This is a genomic window from Catellatospora bangladeshensis (assembly GCF_016862575.1).
Classification (GTDB): Bacteria; Actinomycetota; Actinomycetes; order Mycobacteriales; family Micromonosporaceae; genus Catellatospora; species Catellatospora bangladeshensis.
This window is the reverse complement of sequence record NZ_BONF01000008.1, coordinates 293857-314559: the sequence shown is the minus strand read 5'-3', so window position 1 is coordinate 314559 and position 20703 is coordinate 293857. Positions and strand designations below refer to the sequence as shown.

Genomic DNA, 20703 nt, shown 5'->3' with positions numbered 1-20703 from the left:
AGGCCCCGACCGGCGCGGCGGTCAGTCGTTGGCGTGCAGTGCCGCGTTGAGCACGATGCCGGTGCCGGTGCGCGGGCGGGCCTCGACCGCGCCGGTCACCGAGTTGCGCAGGAACAGCACGTTGGACGCGCCGGACAGGGTCGCCGCCTTGACCACCTCGCCGGTGGCGGTCAGCGTGACCTTGGTGCCCGCGGTGACGTAGCAGCCGGCCTCGACCACGCAGTCGTCGCCGAGCGAGATGCCGATGCCGGCGTTGGCGCCGACCAGGCTGCGCTCGCCGACGCTGATGATCTCCTTGCCGCCGCCGGACAGGGTGCCCATGATGGACGCGCCCGCGCCGATGTCGGAGCCCTCGCCCACCAGGACGCCGGCCGAGATGCTGCCCTCGACCATCGAGGTGCCCAGCGTGCCCGCGTTGAAGTTGACGAAGCCCTTCTGCATGACCGTGGTGCCGGACGACAGGTGCGCGCCCAGCCGGACCCGGTCCGCGTCGGCGATGCGCACGCCGGACGGGACCACGTAGTCGGTCATCCGCGGGAACTTGTCCACGCCGTAGACGGCCAGGTGGCGGCCGGCGGCGCGCTCGAACAGGCGCAGCTCGTCGACCCGGTCGGGCGGGCAGACCCCGGCCGACGTCCACGCGTTGTTCGGCAGCAGGCCGAAGATGCCGTCCAGGTTCGCCTGGTGCGGCTTGATGATCCGGTGCGACAGCAGGTGCAGGCGCAGGTACGCGTCGGCGGTGTCGCGCGGCGCGCCGGCCAGGGTCGGGATGACGGTGTGCACCGGCACGACCCGCAGGCCGGGCAGGCAGGGCTCGGCGACCTTGAGGTCGGGCGCGTCCTGGCCGCACAGGCCGATGCCGAGCTGGCCGGTCGGATACCACACCTCAAGGGTCTGCTCGCCGGTGACGGTGGCGAGGCCGAAGCCCCAGGCGGGCTGGTCGAGACGTTCGCTGCTCACGGTGCCCTAGGCTACCCGTATGCCGAACCCGCTGACGCCTCAGGTGCTCGCTGATCCCGTCATGTTGACCCGAGCGCTGGTGGACATCGAGTCCGTCTCCGGCAACGAGAAGGAGATCGCCGACGCGGTGCAGGAGGCGCTGGAGGCGTGCGCGCACCTGCGGGTCGAGCGGATCGGCCACAACGTGATCGCGCGCACCGAGCTGGGCCGCGCGCAGCGGGTCGTCCTCGCCGGACACCTGGACACGGTGCCGATCGCGGACAACTTCCCGTCCACCATGGACGAGAAGATCATGTGGGGCTGCGGCACCTCGGACATGAAGAGCGGCACGGCGCTGGCGCTGCACCTGGCGGCCACGGTGCCGCAGCCGCGCTACGACGTCACGTACTTCTTCTACGAGTGCGAGGAGGTCGAGGCGGCCCGCAACGGCCTGAAGATCATCGGTGACCTGCGGCCGGAGCTGCTGGAGGCCGACTTCGCGGTGTTGCTGGAGCCGACCTACGGCGCGGTCGAAGCGGGCTGCCAGGGCACCATGCGGGCGGTGGTGCGCACCAGCGGGACACGGGCGCACGCGGCCCGCTCGTGGCTCGGCTCCAACGCCATCCACAAGGCCGGTGAGGTGCTGCGCCGGCTGGACGAGTACCAGGCGCGCTCGGTCGAGATCGACGGCTGCGCCTACCGGGAGGGCCTGAACGCGGTGCGCGTGACCGGCGGCGTGGCGGGCAACGTCATCCCCGACGCCTGCGAGGTCGAGGTGAACTTCCGCTTCGCTCCGGACCGTACGCCCGCGCAGGCCGAGGTGCACCTGCGCGAGGTGTTCGGCGGCTACGACGTCCAGATCACCGACTCGGCGCCCGGCGCGCTGCCGGGTCTGACCGCGGCTCCGGCGGCGGAGTTCCTCGCGCTCACCGGCGCCCCGCCGACGGGCAAGCTGGGCTGGACGGACGTGGCGCGCTTCGCGGCGCTGGGCGTCCCGGCGCTCAACTTCGGGCCGGGCGACCCGAACCTGGCGCACAAGCGCGACGAGCACGTGGAGCTGGACAAGATCGTGGCGGGCGCGGAGCTGCTGCGCCGCTGGCTGGCGAGCTGACGGGCGCCGGTGCGGGGGGTCACCGGCCGGAACTCGTCAGCGGGCCGTGGCGGGCTCCTCCACCGGCTGGGTCTGCGGCGGGTCGGTCAGCACGGCGATCCGGCGGGCGTGCACGGTGGCGCGGATCCGCTGGCGCATCGCCTGTTTCTGGCGGAGCACTACGGTGCGGGTCATCATGTTCATCGCCTCCCTCGTCGGCCAGTCCTGTCTATCCCTGCGGTATGACATCTTGACGCCACAGCATGGCGAAAAGTTGCGATGTTCGCTGGGAATTTGCTGCGACGTGGCGCGCAGCGTCGTCACGTAAACGATCGGGCGGGGATAACGTGATGGCATGACGCAAAGCAATCGTCGGCCCGAGCGCCACCGGGGTCCGGTGACCCTGCGCCGCGACGCGGTCTCCACCGGCACGGCGGACCGGGCGCTGCTCGACTCGGCCGGCCGTCCGGATTGGAAGGTCCGCGACTCGTGGCGCACGCTGCGCATCCTCAGCGAGTTCGTGGAGGGTTTCGACACCCTGAGTGAACTGCCCCCGGCGGTCAGCGTGTTCGGCTCCGCGCGCAGCGCCCCCGACTCGCCCGAGTGCGAGCTGGCCCAGCGCCTCGGCGCCGCCCTGGCCCGCGCCGGGTACGCCGTGATCACCGGCGGCGGGCCGGGCGTGATGGAGGCGGCCAACCGCGGCTGCACCGAGGCGGGCGGCCTGTCCGTGGGGCTGGGCATCGAGCTGCCGTTCGAGCAGGGCATCAACGAGTGGGTGGACGTCGGCATCGACTTCCGCTACTTCTTCGTACGCAAGACCATGTTCGTGAAGTACGCCCAGGCCTTCGTGGTGCTGCCCGGCGGGCTGGGCACCATGGACGAGCTGTTCGAGGCGCTCACCCTGGTGCAGACGGAGAAGGTCACCCGCTTCCCCGTGGTCATGATGGGCAAGGACTACTGGAGCGGCCTGATCGCCTGGATGCGCGACACCATGCTCGCCGACGGCAAGATCAACGTCGCCGACCTGGACCTGCTCATCTGCACCGACGACGTCGACGAGGCGATCACCCACATCGTCGACGCCGACAAGGTCCTCACCGCCGAGCAGCACGCCCTCCTCACCGGCGACCCCCTCGGCTGAAAGCAGGGGCACCCTTCGGGTGCCCCTGCTTCTCTAGACGCGGTCGGAGAGGCGGTCGGCGGCGCGGTGGAGGCGGTGGTTGAGTTCCGCCTTGTGTTCGAGGATCTCCAGGTCGATCTCGGCGCGGCGTTTGCGCAGGACGGCCTCGCGCTCGGCGTACTCGGTCTCGATGTCGTGGTTCAGGTCGCGCTCGGCCACCGCGAGCTGGGCGCTGACCAGGCGGTCGTACGTGGTCGAGCCGCCCACGAACTTGACCAGGATCGGCATGCAGTCGACCAGGATGAAGAAGATGCGCACGGCCCAGATGCCGACCGCGAGCACGCCGCTGGAGTCGGCCAGGTCGTGCAGCGCGCCGAGCCGCTCCAGCAGGCCGATCGGGCCCTGATGGCTGCGCTCCTCGGCGACCCGCGCCTCGATCTTCGTCTCGCGTTCGGCCTCGAAGGCGGCGTGGCTGGTGTTCGCCGACACCTCCAGCTCCGAGATCCGGGTACGCAGGCCCGCCAGCTTCACGTTGTTGGCGTTGATCTGGCGGGTGCGCGCGAACGCGTCCGCCTCGGCGCGCAGCCGTCGGCAGTTCGGCCCGACGCCGCGCTGCCCGGTCAGGCCGGCGCCGGAGTCGCCGACGCACTCGCGGCGGGCCAGGTCGTTGATCGCGCGCAGCTGCGCCTGGTCGGCGTCCACGGTCTTCTGCAGCGCGGCGGCGTCGGTGCGGCGGGTCGCCAGCTCACGCAGGGTCGCCACCGGGGATTGGTCGAAGTTGAAGACCTCCATGGCCTTGCAGTCGGCGGGTGCGGCGAGTTCCGTGGAGCCGGGCACCGGGTTGCAGGCTTTGAGCCGCCCCGACAGCTGGGCCAGCGCCTCGGTGCGCTGGTCGGCGACGTGCTGCACCACGGCCGTCTCGAAGATGCGCAGCACCAGCGGTTCAGCGATGATCACGCCGAAGAAGACCGCCATCAGCACCCGCATGAGCAGCACCGGCACCCGCCGGAACCAGCCCTCGCCGAGGCGGCTGGACACCAGCCAGCGGTCCACGTTGAGGATGAACAGGAACCAGACCAGCACCGGGAAGACCGCGAGCCAGCTCGCCGCGCCCATGGCCTGGGTGATGGCGAAGTACATGGAGATCGCCGCGATGGTGGCGGTGCCGAGCACCACCCCGCCGAGCGAGGTGTACCAGGCCCGCTCCTGGGGCACCCGGTCCAGCAGGCGCTCGTCGACTCCGGCGAGAACCCGCAGGCGGCGGCCGAGCTGAAGGCGGGGCATCGGGCGGCGCGGCCGGTCGGGCGGCGGTGCGGGCTCGGGGTCGGGCTGGGGCAGTGGTTCGGTGGGGTGCACGCCGAGCTCCTTAGCGCCGGGTGGGGTGCCGTCCATACTCCGGTGAACACACGCGGTCTGTCTGTCCGTGGGTTGTCGGGGTTGGCCCCTACGTGGCCCTATCGGCCACCGCGCATCGCCCCGCGCTGATGCAACTACTTGCAACTAGAACGCAACAACCTAATGGCTAGTTGTATGTGGCGCATGGTCGTTACGAAAAGATTACGCAGAACCTTGTGCGCGCCGTCACCGCGAATCTAAAGTCACCTACACCTCCTGGCGTCCGCTCCGCCTCGAGCGTCTCAGGCGATCCTCTGTCCCTCCAGAAACGAGTCTGTCGATGACACGGAGCATCACAGGAGCTGCAACGAGGTCCCGCCGCTGGGCCCCGGCGGTGGTCGCCTCGGCGACCGTCGCGGCCGTCGGCCTGACCCTCGTCGGCAGCGCCGGCGTCGCCAACGCCGGAACCAGCGCCACCGGACCCGTGGTGACGCGCGCCGCCCTCGACCCCGCGCTGGTCGCGGGCCGGGGCGCCGACGTCGCCTTCCTTGAGCAGGAGGCCGAGAACGCGGCCACCGACGGCACCCTCATCGGGCCGGACCGTACCGCGTACACGCTGCCCGCCGAGGCCTCCGGCCGCAAGGCGGTCAAGCTCGTCCCCGGCCAGTACGTCGAGTTCACGCTGCCCGCCGCCGCGAACGCGATCACGGTGCGCTACAGCATCCCCGACGCGCCGAACGGCGGCGGCATCACCGCGCCGCTGAACGTCACCGTCAACGGCAAGAACAAGAAGGTCATGACGCTGACCTCCGAGTTCTCCTGGCTGTACAACCAGTACCCGTTCACCAACGACCCCAACGCAGGCCTGCTGCACGAGGACTGGTGGATCACCGAGTGCGCGTGCGTGCCGGCGTTCACCGAGCCGAAGCCGGTCATCAGCAAGCCGTTCCGCCCGATGCACTTCTACGACGAGCAGCGCCTGCTGCTCGGCAAGACCTACAAGGCGGGCGACAAGGTCCGGCTGACGGTGCCGAGCGGCAGCAACGCCGCCTGGACCGTGATCGACCTGCTCGACTCCGAGCTGGTCGGCGCCCCGCACGGGCGGCTGTTCGCGGCCAACGTGCTCGCCTTCGGCGCGGACCCGACGGGCCGTAAGGAGTCGTCGGACGCGTTCGACAAGGCGATCGCGTTCGCGAAGAAGTGGAAGCTCAAGGTCTACGTCCCGCCGGGCGTGTTCCAGGTCAACCGGCACATCATCGTCGACGACGTGACGATCGAGGGCGCCGGCAACTGGTACACGATCATCAAGGGGAAGCAGGTCGCGCTCAGCGAGCCGGCCGAGGACGGCTCGGTGCACACCGGCGTCGGCTTCTACGGCAAGTACGCCGAGGACGGCGGCAGCAGCAACGTGCACCTGTCCGGCTTCACCATCGAGGGCGACGTGCGCGAGCGCATCGACACCGACCAGGTGAACGGCATCGGCGGCGCGATGAGCGACTCCACCATCGACGGCCTCTACATCCGGCACACCAAGGTGGGCATGTGGTTCGACGGCCCGATGGACGGCATCAAGGTCACGAACAACATCATCGTGGACCAGATGGCCGACGCCCTGAACTTCCGCAAGGGCGTCACCAACTCGCTGGTGTCGCACAACTTCATCCGCAACACCGGTGACGACGGCCTGGCCATGTGGTCCGACGGGGTCGCGGACGCGAACAACGTCTACGAGCACAACACGGTGCAGAGCCCGTCGCTGGCCAACGGCATCGCGATCTACGGCGGCACGGACAACACCGTGTCGCACAACCTGGTCGCCGACCCGGTCCGCGAGGGCTCGGGCCTGCACGCCGGCTCGCGCTTCGGGGCCACCCCGTTCGCCGGGCAGCTGAAGTTCACGAACAACACGGCGGTCCGGTCCGGCACGTACGAGCTGAACTGGAACATCGGCCTTGGCGCCATCTGGATCTACGCGCTGGACAAGACGATCGACGCGGACATCCAGGTGACCGGGGACCACTACCTCGACAGCACCTACAACGCGATCATGATGGTCAGCGAGTGGAGTGTTAAGGACCTGTACCAGATCCGCGGCGTCAAGTTCAAGGACCTGCGGATCGACGGCACCGGCACCTCGGTGCTCAGCGCCCGGGTCGAGGGCGGCGCGTCGTTCGAGAACGTCGACGCCCGCAACGTCGGCGCGGTCGGCATCAACAACTGCGGCTCGTTCCACTTCACCCCGGCCGGTTCCGAGTTCGTCGTGACCGACCTGGGCGGCAACGACGGCGGGGGCACCACGGGCCCCTGGATGGCGTCGTGGGAGCTGCCGAACACGATCACCTGCGACGACCGGCCGCCGGTCGTCGTGCCCCCGGCCCCGTCCGCGTGGTGACGGGCCGGTCGTAAGGCCATACCGGATAAGGGAAGCGGGCGGGCGTTCGAGTGCACGGCACCGGGCGCCCGCCCGCGGCATGTCCAGCCTCTTATGACAAGTTCCCGACGCTCCCTGTGGGGGACCCCGGCCGTCTCTTTTGGCCCGTGCGTTCGGTGAGGTCAGAGCACGTCGAGGTCGACGGGCATGCGACCGGATGACCTCACCTATCGGCTCATCGGGCAATAGAGCCCGTTCGTTACCGCGTGTTTAGGTGAAGGCCGGCCACGACTAGGGGGATCCATGTCAATGAGCAAGGGGCGTTGGCTGCGCTCTGTCGTACGACTGGGCGTAGCGGGCGCGCTGGTGGCCACCGGTCTGATCGTGGGAGCCTCCCCGGCGCACGCGGTCGCCACCAGAACGGTCGCCTTCTGGAGCATGGACGAGCCGGACGGCGCGTCGGTGCTCGTGGACAGCAGCGGCAACGGGCGCAACGGCACCATCGGGTCCGACGTGACCCCGGGCACGCTGTACGCCGGTGCGACCGGGCATCGTTTCGCGACGGTGCTGCCCAGCGAGAACGCGTACCGTCCGGGACACGTCGACCTGGTGCCCGCGCACAGCGACTTCAACCCGGACGCCGGCGACTTCTCGTTCACCGTCCGCCTGCGCACGACCTACTCCTTCGGCAACATCATGCAGAAGGGGCAGGGCGCGACCGCGGGCGGCTACTGGAAGTTCGAGGCCCCGGGTGGCAGCCCGAAGTGCCTGTTCCGCGGCGGCAACGGCGCGTCGCGCACCGGGTACTTCGACGGCACGATCAACGACGGCCAGTGGCACACCATCACCTGTAACCGCACCTCGACCTACGTCGAGATGTACGTCGACGGGGTGCGCACCAGCCGCCTGACCGGCCCGACCGGCACCATCGCGAACAACTGGCAGCTGTCGATCGCGGGCAAGAGCGCCTGCGACGGCGTCGAGGTCACCTGCGACTACTTCGTCGGCGACATCGACTACATCAAGCTCATGAAGGGCTCCGGCGGCACGTCGAACGCGGCCCCGGTCGCGAACGTCGCGGCCTCGTGCACCGGCCTGGTCTGCGCGCTGTCCGGCGCGGGCTCGACCGACGCCGACGGCGCGGTGCAGAACTACGCCTGGAACTTCGGCGACGGCGCCACCGCCGACACCGACAGCGTGCCGACCACGTCGCACACGTTCGCGGCGGCGGGCACCTACAACGTCACGCTGACCGTGACCGACGACGACGGAGCCGTCGACACGGACACGCAGCAGGTCACCGTCGCGCCGATCCCGGAGAAGATCTCCTTCGTCGGGCAGGCCACCTCGAACGCCAACGTCACCACGCACACGGTGACGGTGCCGTCCGGCGTGCAGGCGGGCGACCAGCTGCTGCTGTTCCTGAGCCAGAACACCCACGCCACCACGGGCACGCCCACCGGCGGCGGCTGGACCCAGCTCGACCGGCTCGACGGCGGCTACGCCACCACGACGGTGTGGCGCAAGACCGCCACGGCCGGCATGGCGGGCAGCACCGTGCAGGTGACGCTCGGGGCGCAGTCGAAGGGCAACTTCGTGCTCGCCGCCTACCGCGGCGTGGACACGTCGGCGCCGGTCGTCTTCGCGAACGCCGCCGACACGGCCAGCGCGGCCGCCCGCATCACGCCGAACGCCGCGGTCACCGCGGCGCAGAGCTGGGGCGTGTCGTACTGGATGCACGGCGACGCCGCGTCCACCGCGCTGACGGCTCCGGCCGGGGTGGAGGTGCGCAGCAACGGCTCGCAGACCGGCGGTGGCCGGGTCACCGGCCTGCTGGCCGACTCCGGCAGCTCGCTGCCGACCGGCACGTACGGCGGCCTCACCGCCACCGGCGCCGCGGCCAGCACCACGACCACCACGTGGACCGTGATCCTGCAGCCCGCGTAAACCCCGTCACACGGCGAAGCTCCCGCCATGCTGTCGACACAGCGTGGCGGGAGCTTCGTTCTTCCGGGGGTACGGCTCAGGAGCAGCGCCAGAGCACCGCCTGCTGGAGGCCGTCGCGGGTGCCGTCGTCGGCGTTGCCGACCACGGTGCGGCCGTCGTCGCTGACCGCCTGCGCGAAGTTCATGCCGTGCTCCGGGAACGGGAACACGTCGGGCAGCCGCACGGTGCGGGTGCCGTCGGTGAGCACCGCGTGCTGGTCCCTGCCCATCCCGGCGACCCAGCCGTGCGCGTTGACGCCGTTGCTCCACTCCAGCTCGGGCAGCACCTCCGCCTTGCCGGTGACCAGGTCCCAGCGCACGCCGACGGGCGTACCGACGGCCTTCGCCGACGACGCGTAGCCGACCACCCAGCCGTTGCTGATCCCGCGGGCGTCGTAGTAGTCGGCCGGTACGCCGCCGGGCAGCACCGGGCGCTCCAGCACCCGGCCCGGCCCCTTGGCCGGCCACAGGTAGGCCACGCGCTCGGCGCGTACCCCGGCCGCCTTCATGTCGTCGGTGGCCTCGCCGGGCAGCTCGACGTAGCCGACGACGATGCCGTCGGAGTCGACGTCATACGCATGACCGCGCTTGACGCCCTTGGGCAGGGGCAGCTTCGTCGGCTGCGACGTCGCCGAGTCCCAGCGCACCGGGGCGTTCTCGTCCGCGCTGCCGCCGACGATGACACCGAACTCGTTGATGGCGCGGGCGTCCCGGCCCTTGCCGCCGGGCAGCACCTTCGAGCTCTTGCCGACCGCGACCACCGCGCTGGGGCCGCCGTTGCCCCACACCTGGCCGACGGCGACGCCGTTGGAGTTGATGCTGCCCAGGCTGTCGTCGTCGCCCGGCTCGCCGACCTTCGTCACCACGCCGTCGTGCCAGATGATCGGCTGCCGGCCCGCCGAGTAGGTGCGGTAGGTGGCGTACCGGCCGGTGGGGTCCAGGGCGCTGGCGTGGCTCTGCCCGCCGCCGGGCACCGGCAGCGCCTCGCCGGTGCAGGAGGTCGGGAACGACACGCTCACCGTGCGGTCGTACTTCGGCTTGGGCGAGCTGCTGGGCCTGGCCGACGCGCTCGGCCGCCCGGCCGCGTCCGGCGTCACCTCGGCGGCCTGGCTGAGCACCACCGGGATGCTCGCGGCGGCCAGCCCCACGGCCGCCGCGGCGGCGGTGACGGCCAGCCGCCGCCGGCGCCGGTGGCGGGTGCCCGCGACCACGGCAGCGGTCACGTCCACCCGGGACGGCGCGTCCGGCTCCTCGTCGAGCGGCCGCAGGATGCGGTGCCCGTACTCCTCGTCGTTCATATTCAGTGACTCCTGGCTGCTGTCGTCAGGGGAAAGTCGGCCGCCCCGCCGAGGTGGCGGCGCAGCGCGGCCAGACCGTGCGAGGTCTGGCTCTTGACCGTGCCGGGGGAGCACCCCAGCAGTTGGGCCACCTCGTCCACGGGCAGGTCGCACAGGAAGCGCAGGACCAGGACGGCCCGCTGGCGGCGGGGGACCTGTTCCAGCGCGGCGCGGACGACCAGCCGCAGGTCGGTGTTGGGCTCGGGCTGGCGGCGCTCGTCGGGCGTGTGCCCGAACAGCCGCACCTTCGCCCAGGACAGGCGGCGCTCGTCCAGGAACTCGCGGACGAGCATGGTGCGCACGTACCGGTCGAGGTGGACCACGTCGCGCGTGCGGTGCCAGCGCACGTAGAGCTTCGTGATCGCCTGCTGGACCAGGTCGTCGGCCCGGTGCGTGTCGCCGCAGAGCAGGAAGGCCGTCCGGCGCAGCGACGTCAGCTGCGCCGACACGAACTCGGTGTACTCCGCGTCCCGTTGCTCGTTCTTCGATGCCATCGCCCGCCCCGTGGTAGGTGTTTGCCCTTGGACGGGTCCGGGCGCGCGGCGGGTTGTATCGCCGGGGCGCGGACGGGTGTCTGGTCGGGCCGAAGATCGGTGTCTCGTGTCGAAACCTGCGGCCACACCCCACTTTGTGACACGAAACGGCGATCATCCCCACCGGGGGCGGGGCGGTGGGGGTCACGGGGGACGCATGGCTAGTGGGGCGGTGTCGCCCCGGCGTGCTGGAATGTTCGGCGTGAGCAGCGGCGCGCAGCGGAACTGGCGGCTGGTCCGGGCCGGCGGCCCCGACCGGCCGCCGCTGCATGCCGATCCGGCCCAGCTCCGGGCCATCGAGCACGAGGCCGGTGCGCTGCTGGTGCGTGGCGGGCCGGGCACGGGCAAGACGACGACCCTGGTCGAGGCGGTCGCACGGCGGGTGGCCGAGGGCACCGACCCGCAGCGCATCCTGGTGCTGACCTTCGGCCGGCGCGGTTCGCAGTCGCTGCGCCGCCGCATCGAGTCCCGCATCGCGCGCGGTGTCGGCCACGAGCCGCTGGTCAGGACCTTTCCGGCGTACGCCTTCGGCCTGCTGCGCCGCTCGGCCGCGCTGCTGGGCGACCCGTCCCCGCGCCTGCTGTCCGGCCCGGAGCAGGACCTCGTCATCCGCGAGCTGCTGCCCGGCGAGGACGCCGCCTGGCCCGCGCGGCTGCAGCCCGCCCTGGGCACCCGCGCCTTCGCCGAGCAGCTGCGCGACCTGCTGCTGCGGGCCGCCGAGCGCGGCATCGGCCCCGAGGACCCGCTCTGGCAGCGGCGCGACGACTGGCAGGCCGCCGCACGTTTCCTGCACGAGTACGAGCAGACGATGGCGCTGCGCGACGCGAGCACCCGCGGCTCGGCCGGCTACGACCACGCCGAGCTGGTCCGGGCCGCCACCGCGACGCTGCGCCGCGACCCGGAGCTGCTGGCCGCCGAACGCTCCCGGCTGTCGGCGGTCTACGTCGACGAGCTGGCCGACACCGACCCGGCGCAGGTGGAGCTGCTCCAGCTGATCGCGCAGGGGCTGCCGCTGGTGGCCTTCGCCGACCCGGACTCGTCGACCTACGCGTTCCGGGGCGCCGACCCGGAGATCGTGCGCACCTTCGGCGAGCTGTTCCCCGGCGCCGGGCAGGTGCTGCTGGCCACCGCCCACCGGGCCGCGCCCGCCATCCGGAAGGCCACCGCACGCGTCGCCCGGCGGCTGCCGAGCCACCTGCCGCTCGTGCCCGCGCCTCGCGAGCCCGATCCCGACACGGTTCCGCTGCTCGCCACGGCCGTGCTCGACGCGGCGGTCGCCGCCGAGGAGGTCGACGATCCCGACGTCGGCGTCGAGGTGGTGGCGCTGCGCAGCCGGGTCAGCGAGGCCGCGTTCGTGGCCCACCGGCTGCGCCGGTCGCACCTGGTGGACGGGGTGCCCTGGTCGCGCATGGCGGTCATCATGCGCTCCACGAACGCGCAGCTCCCGGCGTACGAGCGGGCGCTGCGCCAGGCGGGCGTGCCGACCAAGGTGCTGGCCGAGGACCTGCCGCTGCACCAGCAGCCGGCGGTGAAACCGCTGCTCCTGCTGCTGCGCTGCGCGCTGCGGCCGGACCAGCTCACCGAGGAGGCGGCGGTCGCGCTGCTGCACTCGCCGCTGGGCGGGGCCGACCCGATGGCCGAGCGGCGGCTGCGCCAGGGCCTGCGCGCGCTGGCGATGGCCGGCGGCGACCCGCGCGGCTCGGGCGAGCTGCTGGTGGAGGCGCTGCGCGACCCGGCGGAGCTGGCCGCGCTGGACCGGCGCTGGGCCGAACCCGCGACCCGGATCGCGAAGCTGCTGGCCACCGGGCGGGAGGCGGCGGCGCGCCCGCGGGCCACCGCCGAGGAGGTGCTGTGGGCCGTATGGCGTGCCGCGGGCCTGGCCGAGCGCTGGGCGGCGCTGGCCACCGCGCCCGCGCTGGGGCTGGACCAGCAGCGCCGCGCCGAGACCGCCGACCGCGACCTGGACGCGATCATGGTGCTGTTCGACGCGGCCGCCCGGTTCACCGACCGGCTGCCCGGCGCGCGGATCGACACGTTCCTGGAGCACGTCGCCGACCAGCAGCTGCCCGCCGACTCGCTGGCCGCCAGCGGCGACCGGGGCGAGGCGGTGCGGCTGCTCACCGCGCACGCGGCCAAGGGCCTGGAGTGGGACGTGGTCGTGGTGGCCGGGGTGCAGGAGGGCGTCTGGCCGGACCTGCGGCTGCGCGGCAGCCTGCTCGGCTCGGAGCAGCTCGTCGACGAGGTGGCGCAGCGCGCGTTCACCGGCGACCGGGCACAGCGGGTGGCGCAGACCGCGGCGCTGCTGCACGAGGAGCGGCGGCTGTTCTACGTGGCGGCGACCCGGGCCCGGCGGCGGCTGGTGGTCACCGCGGTCGACTCGGGCGCGGTCGGCGGCGCGGACGGCGAGGACCGGCCCAGCCGCTTCCTGTTCGAGCTGGCGCCGCCGGTCAAGGTGGACGAGGACGAGGTCGCCGAGCTGGAGCTGGCCCGGCCGCCGCGGGCGCTGACGCTGCCCGCGCTGGTCGCCGAGCTGCGCACCGCCGTGGCGGGACCGGATCCGGCCCGGCGGCACGCGGCGGCCCGGGAGCTGGCCCGGCTGGCCGCCGCCGGGGTGCCCGGCGCGCACCCGGACAGCTGGTGGGGGCTGCCGGAGCTGTCCGACGACGGCCCGCTGCACGGCCCGGACGAGCCGGTGCGGGTCACCCCGTCCACCATGGAGAGCGCGCTGCGCTGCGGCCTGCGCTGGCTGCTGGAGCGGCACGGCGGCGCGCCCGCCTCGTCCAGCGCGCAGGGCGTGGGCAATCTGGTGCACGCCGCGGCGATGCTGGCCGACGAGGCGATGACCGACCCGTCGGTGCTGGTGGAGTACGTCGCCGCGCGCTTCGACGCGATCGAGCTGGCCGCCGCCTGGCTGGCGGGCCGGGAGCGGGACCGGTCACAGGAGATGCTGGGCAAGCTGACCCGCTGGCTGGCCGAGAACCCGCGCCGCCTGGTCGCGATCGAGCGCGAGTTCACCGTACGGCTGGACGCCGAGCCGCCGATCGACCTGGTGGGCCGGGTGGACCGGCTGGAGGTCGACGAGCAGGGCCGGCTCGTGGTGATCGACCTGAAGACCGGCAAGACCACCACCGCCACCCGCGAGGAGCTGCCCGAGCACCCGCAGCTGGGGGCATACCAGGTGGCCGTGGAGGCGGGCGCGTTCCCGGAGGGCGACGAGTCCGGCGGGGCGGCGCTGGTGCAGCTTGGGACGACCCACAAGGACGCCAAGGAGCAGGTGCAGGACGCGATCGGCGGCGCGGAGGATCCGCAGTGGGCGCACGCGATGGTGCACCGCACCGCGGCGACCATGGCGGCGTCCACGTTCGTCGCGAAGATCAACGACAAGTGCCGGATGTGCCCGGTGAAGAGCAGCTGCCCGGTCTCCGGCAAGGGCCGCCAGGTGGTCGAACCGTGACGCTGACGACGAAGCCGCTGGTCGAGGACGGTCCGCGGTGGACGCCGGAGGAGCTGGCCGCGCGGCTGGAGCTGAAGGAGCCGACGGCCGAGCAGTCCGCCGTGATCAGCGCGCCGGTCGCGCCGCTGCTGGTCGTCGCGGGCGCGGGTTCGGGCAAGACCGAGACGATGGCCGCCCGGGTGCTGTGGCTGGTCGCCAACCAGCACGTACGCCCCGAGCACGTGCTGGGCCTGACGTTCACCCGCAAGGCCGCGGGCGAGCTGGCGCACCGGGTGCGGGTACGCCTCGGCCAGCTGCGCCGGCACGCGGGCGACCGGATCCCGGGTGGGCTGGACGGCGAGCCGACCATCGCGACGTACCACTCCTTCGCCGCGCGCATCGTCACCGAGCACGGCCTGCGCGCCGGGTACGAGCCCAGCACCCGGCTGCTCACCGAGGCGTCCTGCTGGCAGCTGGCCGACGAGGTGGTGCGCTCGTACACCGGGGACATGACGGCGGTGGAGGCCGCGCCGAGCACAGTCGTGTCGGCGGTGCTGGCGCTGGCCGGGGAGCTGGCCGAGCACCTGGTCACCCCGGACAGCCTGGCCGCCTGGACCGGCCGCTTCCACGCCACGCTCAGCGCGAAGCCGGGGAAGGTCACCGCGGACGTGCGCGACCTGCTGGCCCGCCAGCGCGCCCGGCTCCAGCTGCTGCCGCTGGTGCGCGCGTACGACCAGCGCAAGCAGGTGCTGGAGGCGATGGACTTCGGCGACCAGATGTCGCGCGCGGCCCGCGTCGCCCGCGACCATCCCGAGGTCGGGGCGGCCGAGCGGGACCGCTTCCGGGTGGTCCTGCTCGACGAGTACCAGGACACCAGCCACGCGCAGGTGACGCTGCTGCGGGCGCTGTTCGCCGGGGACGTGGCCGTGGTCGAGGGCGGCGCGACCGGGCGCGGGCATCCGGTCACCGCCGTGGGCGACCCGTGCCAGTCCATCTACGGCTGGCGCGGGGCCAGCGCGGGCACCCTGGACCGGTTCCCGGCCGAGTTCCCCGACGTGAACGGCGAGCCCGCGGCGACCGCGCAGCTCGGCCGGAGCTTCCGCAACCGGTCGGAGATCCTGTCGGTGGCCAACGCGATCTCGGCGCCGCTGCGCGACCGGGGCGCCCGGGTCGTGTCGCTGACCTCGGGCAGCGACGCGCCCGGCATCGTGCAGTGCGCGCTGCTGGAGTCGCACCTGGACGAGGCGGACTGGATCGCCGACCAGATCGTGACCGCCTGGCGCACCGAGGCGAAGGTCGCCGACGACCAGAACCCGGCGCACATCCCGGTCGAGCGGCGGCCCACCTCGGCGGTGCTGGTGCGGGTGCGCTCGCAGATCGCGCCGATCGAGGCCGCGCTGCGCGCCCGCGGGCTGCCGGTCGAGGTGGTCGGCCTGGGCGGCCTGCTGGACACCCCCGAGGTGCGCGACGTGGTGTGCACGCTGCGGGTGCTCAACGACCCGATGGACGGGGCGAGCCTGCTGCGGCTGCTCACCGGCGCGCGCTGGCGGATCGGGCCGCGCGATCTGGTGGCGCTGCACCGGCGCGCCCGCGCGATCGCGCACGAGCGGCGCGAGCACGCCGGGCCCGACGCGGAGATCGTCACCGACCGGCTGGACGACGCGGCGCTGTCCGAGGCGCTGGACGACCTCGGCCCGGCCGAGCAGTACTCGCCCGCCGCGTTCACCCGGCTGTCGGCGTACGCCCGGGAGCTGGCCGCCCTGCGGGCGCGGCTGGACCAGCCGGTGAGCGACCTGATCGCCGACATCGAGCGCACCACCGGCCTGGACGTCGAGGTCGCGGTGCGGGCCGGTGAGGTCGGCCTGGCCCGCGCCCACCTGGACACCCTCGGCGAGGTCGCGGCGCGGTTCGCGATCGAGACCGACGGGGCGCCGCTGGGCGCGTTCCTGTCCTACCTGGCCGCGGCCGAGGACGAGGAGCGCGGGCTGGCCCCCGGTGAGATCGACGTGGCCGAGGGCGCGGTGCAGATCCTCACCGCGCACGCGGCCAAGGGCCTGGAGTGGGACGTCGTCGCCGTGGCCGGGCTGACCAAGGACGTGTGGCCGGGGCCGAGCAAAGCGAGTGACCACTACCTCAAGGGCCTGGGCGTGCTGCCGTTCCCGCTGCGCGGCGACCGCGACGGCCTGCCCGCCCTGCACGTGCAGCGGGCCGGGGACCAGAAGGAGCTGGGCCGCGCCGTCGCCGACTTCGAGCGGGACTGGAAGGAGCACGACGCCCGCGAGGAGCGCCGCCTGGCGTACGTCGCCGTCACCCGTCCCCGGACCTGGCTGTTCGCCTCCGGCTACTGGTGGGGCGACAAGGTGCGCAAGCCGCGCGGCCCGTCGCCGCTGCTGGAGGAGATCGTCGCGGTGTGCCGGGCCGGCGAGGGCCACGTGGACGTGTGGGCGCCCGAGCCGGAGCCCGACGCGGTCAACCCGACCAGCGGTGAGGTCGTGTCCACCTGGCCCAGCGATCCGCTCGGCGCGCGCCGAGCCCAGGTCGAGGGCGCTGCGGACCTGGTCCGGGCGATGCTCGACGACCCGGACGGCGGGGTGGCGCTCGCCGAGCACGACGAGGTGACCCGGCGCTGGCGGCAGGAGGCCGACCTGCTGCTGGTCGAGCGGGCCGAGCAGACGCGCCGCGCGCAGCGGGCCGACGTGGTGCTGCCCGCCCACCTGTCGGTGTCGCAGCTGGTGGCGCTGCGCAAGGATCCGGTGGCGCTGGCCCGGCGGCTGCGCCGCCCGCTGCCCGCCGCGCCCGACCCGTACGCGCGCCGCGGCACCGCCTTCCACCACTGGCTGGAGCAGCGCTACGGCGCCGACCAGCTGCTCGACCTGGACGACCTGCCCGGCGCGGCCGACGAGGACGCCGCTCCCGACGAGGAGCTGGCGGTGCTGAAGGAGCGCTTCGAGCAGAGCGTCTGGGCGGACCGGGTGCCGGTCGAGGTGGAGACGCCGTTCGTGGTCGAGCTGGGTGGCACCGTCGTGCGTGGACGGATGGACGCGGTGTTCCGCTCGGGCGACGGTTACGAGGTGGTGGACTGGAAGACGGGCCGGGTGCCCACCGGTGCGGCGGCCACCGCGGCCGCCGTGCAGCTCGCGGCCTACCGGCTGGCCTGGGCGGCCCTGGCGGGGGTGCCGGTGTCCCAGGTCAGCGCCGCGTTCCACTACGTACGCGACAACCACACCGTGCGCCCGGCGGACCTGCTCGACGCGGCGGGCCTGGCCGCGCTGCTGACCGCACTGCCCACCCAGGACACCGACTGACGGTCCGTGCCATCGGAGATCGGCCGAACGCCGGACGGAACGAGTCGTCGAACCGACAGCGTGATGTCGTACGGAACGGGCATTGTGGGTGCGGAAACACGCATCCGCTGGGAGGCGCGCCGTGGAGTCGTCGGTCCGGGAACTGCTCCTGGTGATGCTGCTCGCGCTCGCCGGGCTGGGCATCGCCGGGGCCGTGGTGCTCGCGCCGTGGCATGCGGCGCAGGCCGGTATCGTCGTCGAGGTGCATCCGCCGGCGCTGCCGTGAGCCGGATGGAGCTGAAGCTGTGAACGCCTCGGAACCCGGCCCGTTCCCCCTGGACCGGCGGTTCCTCGATACCTGCCGGAGTGGCGCGATGTTCAGTCGGATTTCCCTGGTGACGGCGGCCGTTCTGGTCACCGTGCTGGTCGCGGGCGCGGGCCCGGCCGTGGCGGCCGAACCCGACCTCGTCCGCAGCTCCCAGTGGCAGCTCACCGACCTCGACCTCGCCGCCGTGCACCAGCGCGCCACCGGCGAGGGCATCATCGTCGCCGTGATCGATTCCGGGGTGGACGGCGCCCACCCGGACCTGACCGGGCAGGTGCTGCCGGGCGCGGACGCCGCCTCGGGCACCGATGTGGACGGACGCGGCACCGGGCTGGCCGGTCTCATCGCAGGTCACGGCCACGTTCCGCCGGTCGTGCCGGTGGCCCCGGGCACGTCGCCGTCCCCATCCCCGTCGGCAGCCGGGTCGGCGTCGCCGGAGCCCTCCCCGCAGGCTGTGGCGAATCCGCGTACGGCCGGGGTGCTGGGCGTGGCGCCGGGCGCGAAGATCCTGCCGGTCGCGTTCGCGCCGGAGCCGGGTGCGAGCGGTGACCCGGACCTGCTGGCCGCGGCCGTGGACCGGGCGGTGGCCGGGGGCGCGAAGATCATCTGCGTGGCCCGGGGCGTGGCGCCGAGCGCCCGGCTGGAGGCGTCCGTCGAGGCCGCCGTCGCGGCCGGGGTGCTGGTCATCGCGGCTGACGCGGACCGGGCCGGGCTGCCGTTCACGCCCTGGCCGGCGTCGTACCCGGGGGTGCTCAACGCCATCCCGGCCGACCGCTCGGGTCAGGTGCCGGTCGCGCCGCTGAGCGGGCGCACCACCGGTCTCACCGCGCCCGGCGTGGACCTGGTCACCACCGGTCCCGGCGCGGGCTACCGCATCGACGGCGGGGCCGGGGCCGCGGCGGTGCTGGCCGGTGCCGCCGCCGTGGTCTGGTCGGCCTACCCGAAGGCGACCGCCCTGCAGGTGGTGCAGCGGCTGCGGCTGTCCGCGCAGGACCTGGGCGCGCCCGGCCCGGACAGCCGGTTCGGCACCGGCCTGCTGAACCTGTCCGCCGCGCTGACCGTGGCGCTGCCGGAGGACACCCCGGCGAGCCCGGCCCCGTCGCCGGCGGCGCCGAGCCCCAGCGCCGCGCCGAGTGCCTCGCCGCTGCCGGTCGCCCTGGCCGACAGCAGTGACTGGCGGCGCTGGCTGGTGGTGCTGCCGCTGCTGCTGTTCTTCACCGGCCTGGGCGTGTGGGCGGGCCGCGCCTCGCGCACCCCGGCTGCCGCCCGCTGACCGCTGCTTCGCGCCAAGGCTCCCCTCATGCCGCGCGGGCGGCCTGGTGGGAGCCTTGCGCGCGCGTGGGGGTGGCAAGTGCCGCTGACATCTCCTATCGTGTCGGTAGGTTATATAGGTTTTGGGCCGGGCTGCCTGGCCGGTCCGGCGGGCTGCGCCCTAACTTGATCAGCGATACGAGGAGGTACGGCCATGGGCATCGCGGTGGTGGTCGGCGGCGGTTGCAGCGGTGTACTGGCCACTCGTGAGCTGCTGCGGACCGGCTGGCACGTGGTCATGGTCGACCCGGGCGCGCGGCCGGGCCGGGGGCTGGCCTACGGCACCGCCGCCCCGTGGCACCTGCTCAACTCGCCCGCCGCGGCGATGAGCGCCGACCCCGATCAGCCCGAGGACTTCCTGCGCTGGTGCCGCGCCCGCGACCCGCGGACCGCGCCCGGCGCGTTCGTGCCCCGCACCTGGTACGGCGACTACCTCACCGAGGTGCTGCGCGACGCGGACCGCACCGCGCAGGGGCGGCTCACCGTGCAGCGCGGCCGGGTGGCCCGGGTGTTCGAGCCGTCCGCCGCGGGCGGCCCGCTCACCGTGCTGCTCAGCGACGACGTGGTCATCCCGGCCGACCGGGTGGTGCTGGCGCTGGGCCACCCGGCCCCGTCCGCGCCCGCCCGGCTCGACCCGGCGCTGACCCGCTCGGGCGGCTACGTCGCCGATCCGTGGCGGCCGGGCGCGCTGGCGAATCTGCCGGACGGGCCGATCCTGCTCATCGGCACCGGCCTGACCGCGGTCGACGTGGCGCTGAGCCTGTCCCAGGCGGGCCGCCGCGAGCTGACCGCCGTGTCCCGGCACGGCCTGCTGCCGCAGCCGCACCGGCCCGCTCCGGCAGCGGGCGCGGGGACGGCGGGCGCGCAGGCCGGTGCGCGGGCGGTGTCCGGCACCGGGGCGGTGGCGGCTGCTCAGGCCGCGACGCTGGCAGCGCTGGCCGAGCTGCTGGGCGCCGGTTCGCTCGCGCGGACGGTCCGGACCCTGCGCGCGATCACCGAGCAGACCGGCGACTGGCGTGCGGTGCTGGACGCGCTGCGGCCGCACTGGGACGCGCTGTGGCAGGGCCTGCCCGAGCCGGACCAGCGGCGTTTCCTGCGGCACCTGGCCCGTTACTGGGAGGTGCACCGGCACCGGATGGCCCCGGCCGTGGCGGACGAGATCGACGGGCTGCGCGAGCGTGGCGAGCTGCGTATCCAGGCGGCCGAGCTGTGCGGGCTGGCGCCCGCGGCGGGCGGCGGGGTCAGCGTGGTGCTGCGCGAGCGGCACGGCGGCGCGATCACCACGACCGGCTACGCGGCGGTGGTGAACTGTACCGGGCCGGGCCGGCTGGTCGAGTCCGATCCGCTGGTCCGGGCGCTGGTGGCCGAGGGCATGGCCCGGCCGGGCCCGTACGGCCTGGGCCTGGACACCGACCCGCACGGCGCGCTGCTGCGCCGCGACGGCTCGGCGCACCCGGCGCTGTGGACACTCGGGCCCACCCGCCGCGGCGTGCTGTGGGAGACCACCGCCGCACCGGAGATCCGCGCGCAGGCGAGGGCGCTGGCGCGGGCACTGGCCGGCGCGGTCGGCCGTGACCTGGCACCGGTCGCCGAGTGCGTGGAGTCGTAGAAATTCCCGGCGGGCACCCGCGCGCATGTCA

At 73.6% G+C, this 20703-nt stretch carries 14 protein-coding genes; 9 read left to right on the top strand and 5 right to left on the bottom strand.

The window, feature by feature from the left end; translation table 11 throughout:
• Positions 1–21 precede the first annotated feature (21 nt).
• Positions 22–960 (bottom strand): DapH/DapD/GlmU-related protein, encoded by a 939-nt coding sequence (locus Cba03nite_RS06475; protein WP_203743007.1) that lies wholly within the window; start codon positions 958–960, stop codon positions 22–24.
• A 19-nt stretch (positions 961–979) separates the two neighbouring features.
• Between Cba03nite_RS06475 and dapE the strand changes: the two genes are divergently transcribed.
• The gene (gene dapE, locus Cba03nite_RS06470) at positions 980–2050 is read left to right on the top strand and encodes a succinyl-diaminopimelate desuccinylase (protein WP_203743005.1); all 1071 of its coding nucleotides are present in this window, start codon (positions 980–982) and stop codon (positions 2048–2050) included.
• Positions 2051–2086: 36 nt separating this feature from the next.
• Here the strand turns inward: dapE and Cba03nite_RS06465 are convergent, their stop codons facing one another.
• On the bottom strand, positions 2087–2227 hold the full coding sequence (locus Cba03nite_RS06465; protein WP_203743003.1) for a hypothetical protein: 141 nt from the start codon (positions 2225–2227) through the stop codon (positions 2087–2089).
• A gap of 157 nt (positions 2228–2384) precedes the next feature.
• On the opposite strand from Cba03nite_RS06465, the gene Cba03nite_RS06460 reads away from it, so the two are divergent.
• The gene (locus tag Cba03nite_RS06460) at positions 2385–3170 is read left to right on the top strand and encodes an LOG family protein (protein ID WP_203743001.1); all 786 of its coding nucleotides are present in this window, start codon (positions 2385–2387) and stop codon (positions 3168–3170) included.
• Positions 3171–3203: 33 nt separating this feature from the next.
• Here the strand turns inward: Cba03nite_RS06460 and Cba03nite_RS06455 are convergent, their stop codons facing one another.
• Positions 3204–4505 (bottom strand): DUF4407 domain-containing protein, encoded by a 1302-nt coding sequence (locus Cba03nite_RS06455; protein WP_203742999.1) that lies wholly within the window; start codon positions 4503–4505, stop codon positions 3204–3206.
• A gap of 319 nt (positions 4506–4824) precedes the next feature.
• Here Cba03nite_RS06455 and Cba03nite_RS06450 point away from each other — a divergent pair, with 319 nt between their 5' ends.
• Both Cba03nite_RS06450 and Cba03nite_RS06445 read left to right on the top strand, forming a co-directional pair.
• Positions 4825–6876, top strand: a complete 2052-nt coding sequence (locus tag Cba03nite_RS06450; protein ID WP_203742997.1) for a glycosyl hydrolase family 28-related protein — start codon at positions 4825–4827, stop codon at positions 6874–6876.
• A 288-nt stretch (positions 6877–7164) separates the two neighbouring features.
• Positions 7165–8802 (top strand): PKD domain-containing protein, encoded by a 1638-nt coding sequence (locus Cba03nite_RS06445; RefSeq protein ID WP_239125508.1) that lies wholly within the window; start codon positions 7165–7167, stop codon positions 8800–8802.
• 76 nt (positions 8803–8878) lie between these two features.
• On the opposite strand, the gene Cba03nite_RS06440 is transcribed toward Cba03nite_RS06445, so the two are convergent.
• Both Cba03nite_RS06440 and Cba03nite_RS06435 read right to left on the bottom strand, forming a co-directional pair.
• Positions 8879–10138 carry a hypothetical protein gene (locus tag Cba03nite_RS06440; RefSeq protein WP_203742993.1) on the bottom strand — a complete coding sequence of 420 codons (1260 nt, stop codon included), beginning with the start codon at positions 10136–10138 and terminating at the stop codon, positions 8879–8881.
• A gap of 2 nt (positions 10139–10140) precedes the next feature.
• Entirely contained in the window at positions 10141–10671 is a 531-nt protein-coding gene (locus tag Cba03nite_RS06435; RefSeq protein ID WP_203742991.1) for a SigE family RNA polymerase sigma factor, read from the bottom strand.
• A gap of 232 nt (positions 10672–10903) precedes the next feature.
• Between Cba03nite_RS06435 and Cba03nite_RS06430 the strand changes: the two genes are divergently transcribed.
• The 5 genes from Cba03nite_RS06430 (at position 10904) to Cba03nite_RS06410 (ending at position 20672) form a co-directional block, all read left to right on the top strand.
• The gene (locus Cba03nite_RS06430) at positions 10904–14164 is read left to right on the top strand and encodes an ATP-dependent helicase (RefSeq protein WP_203743311.1); all 3261 of its coding nucleotides are present in this window, start codon (positions 10904–10906) and stop codon (positions 14162–14164) included.
• Complete coding sequence (locus Cba03nite_RS06425) at positions 14161–17448, top strand: ATP-dependent helicase (protein WP_203742989.1); 3288 nt, start codon at positions 14161–14163, stop codon at positions 17446–17448. Before Cba03nite_RS06430 ends, Cba03nite_RS06425 begins: the two co-directional genes overlap by 4 nt.
• 121 nt (positions 17449–17569) lie before the next feature.
• Positions 17570–17713 carry a hypothetical protein gene (locus Cba03nite_RS06420; protein WP_203742987.1) on the top strand — a complete coding sequence of 48 codons (144 nt, stop codon included), beginning with the start codon at positions 17570–17572 and terminating at the stop codon, positions 17711–17713.
• Positions 17714–17822: 109 nt separating this feature from the next.
• Entirely contained in the window at positions 17823–19025 is a 1203-nt protein-coding gene (locus tag Cba03nite_RS06415; RefSeq protein WP_203742985.1) for a S8 family serine peptidase, read from the top strand.
• Between the two features lie 192 nt (positions 19026–19217).
• Entirely contained in the window at positions 19218–20672 is a 1455-nt protein-coding gene (locus Cba03nite_RS06410) for an FAD/NAD(P)-binding protein (RefSeq protein ID WP_203742983.1), read from the top strand.
• Positions 20673–20703 lie beyond the last annotated feature (31 nt).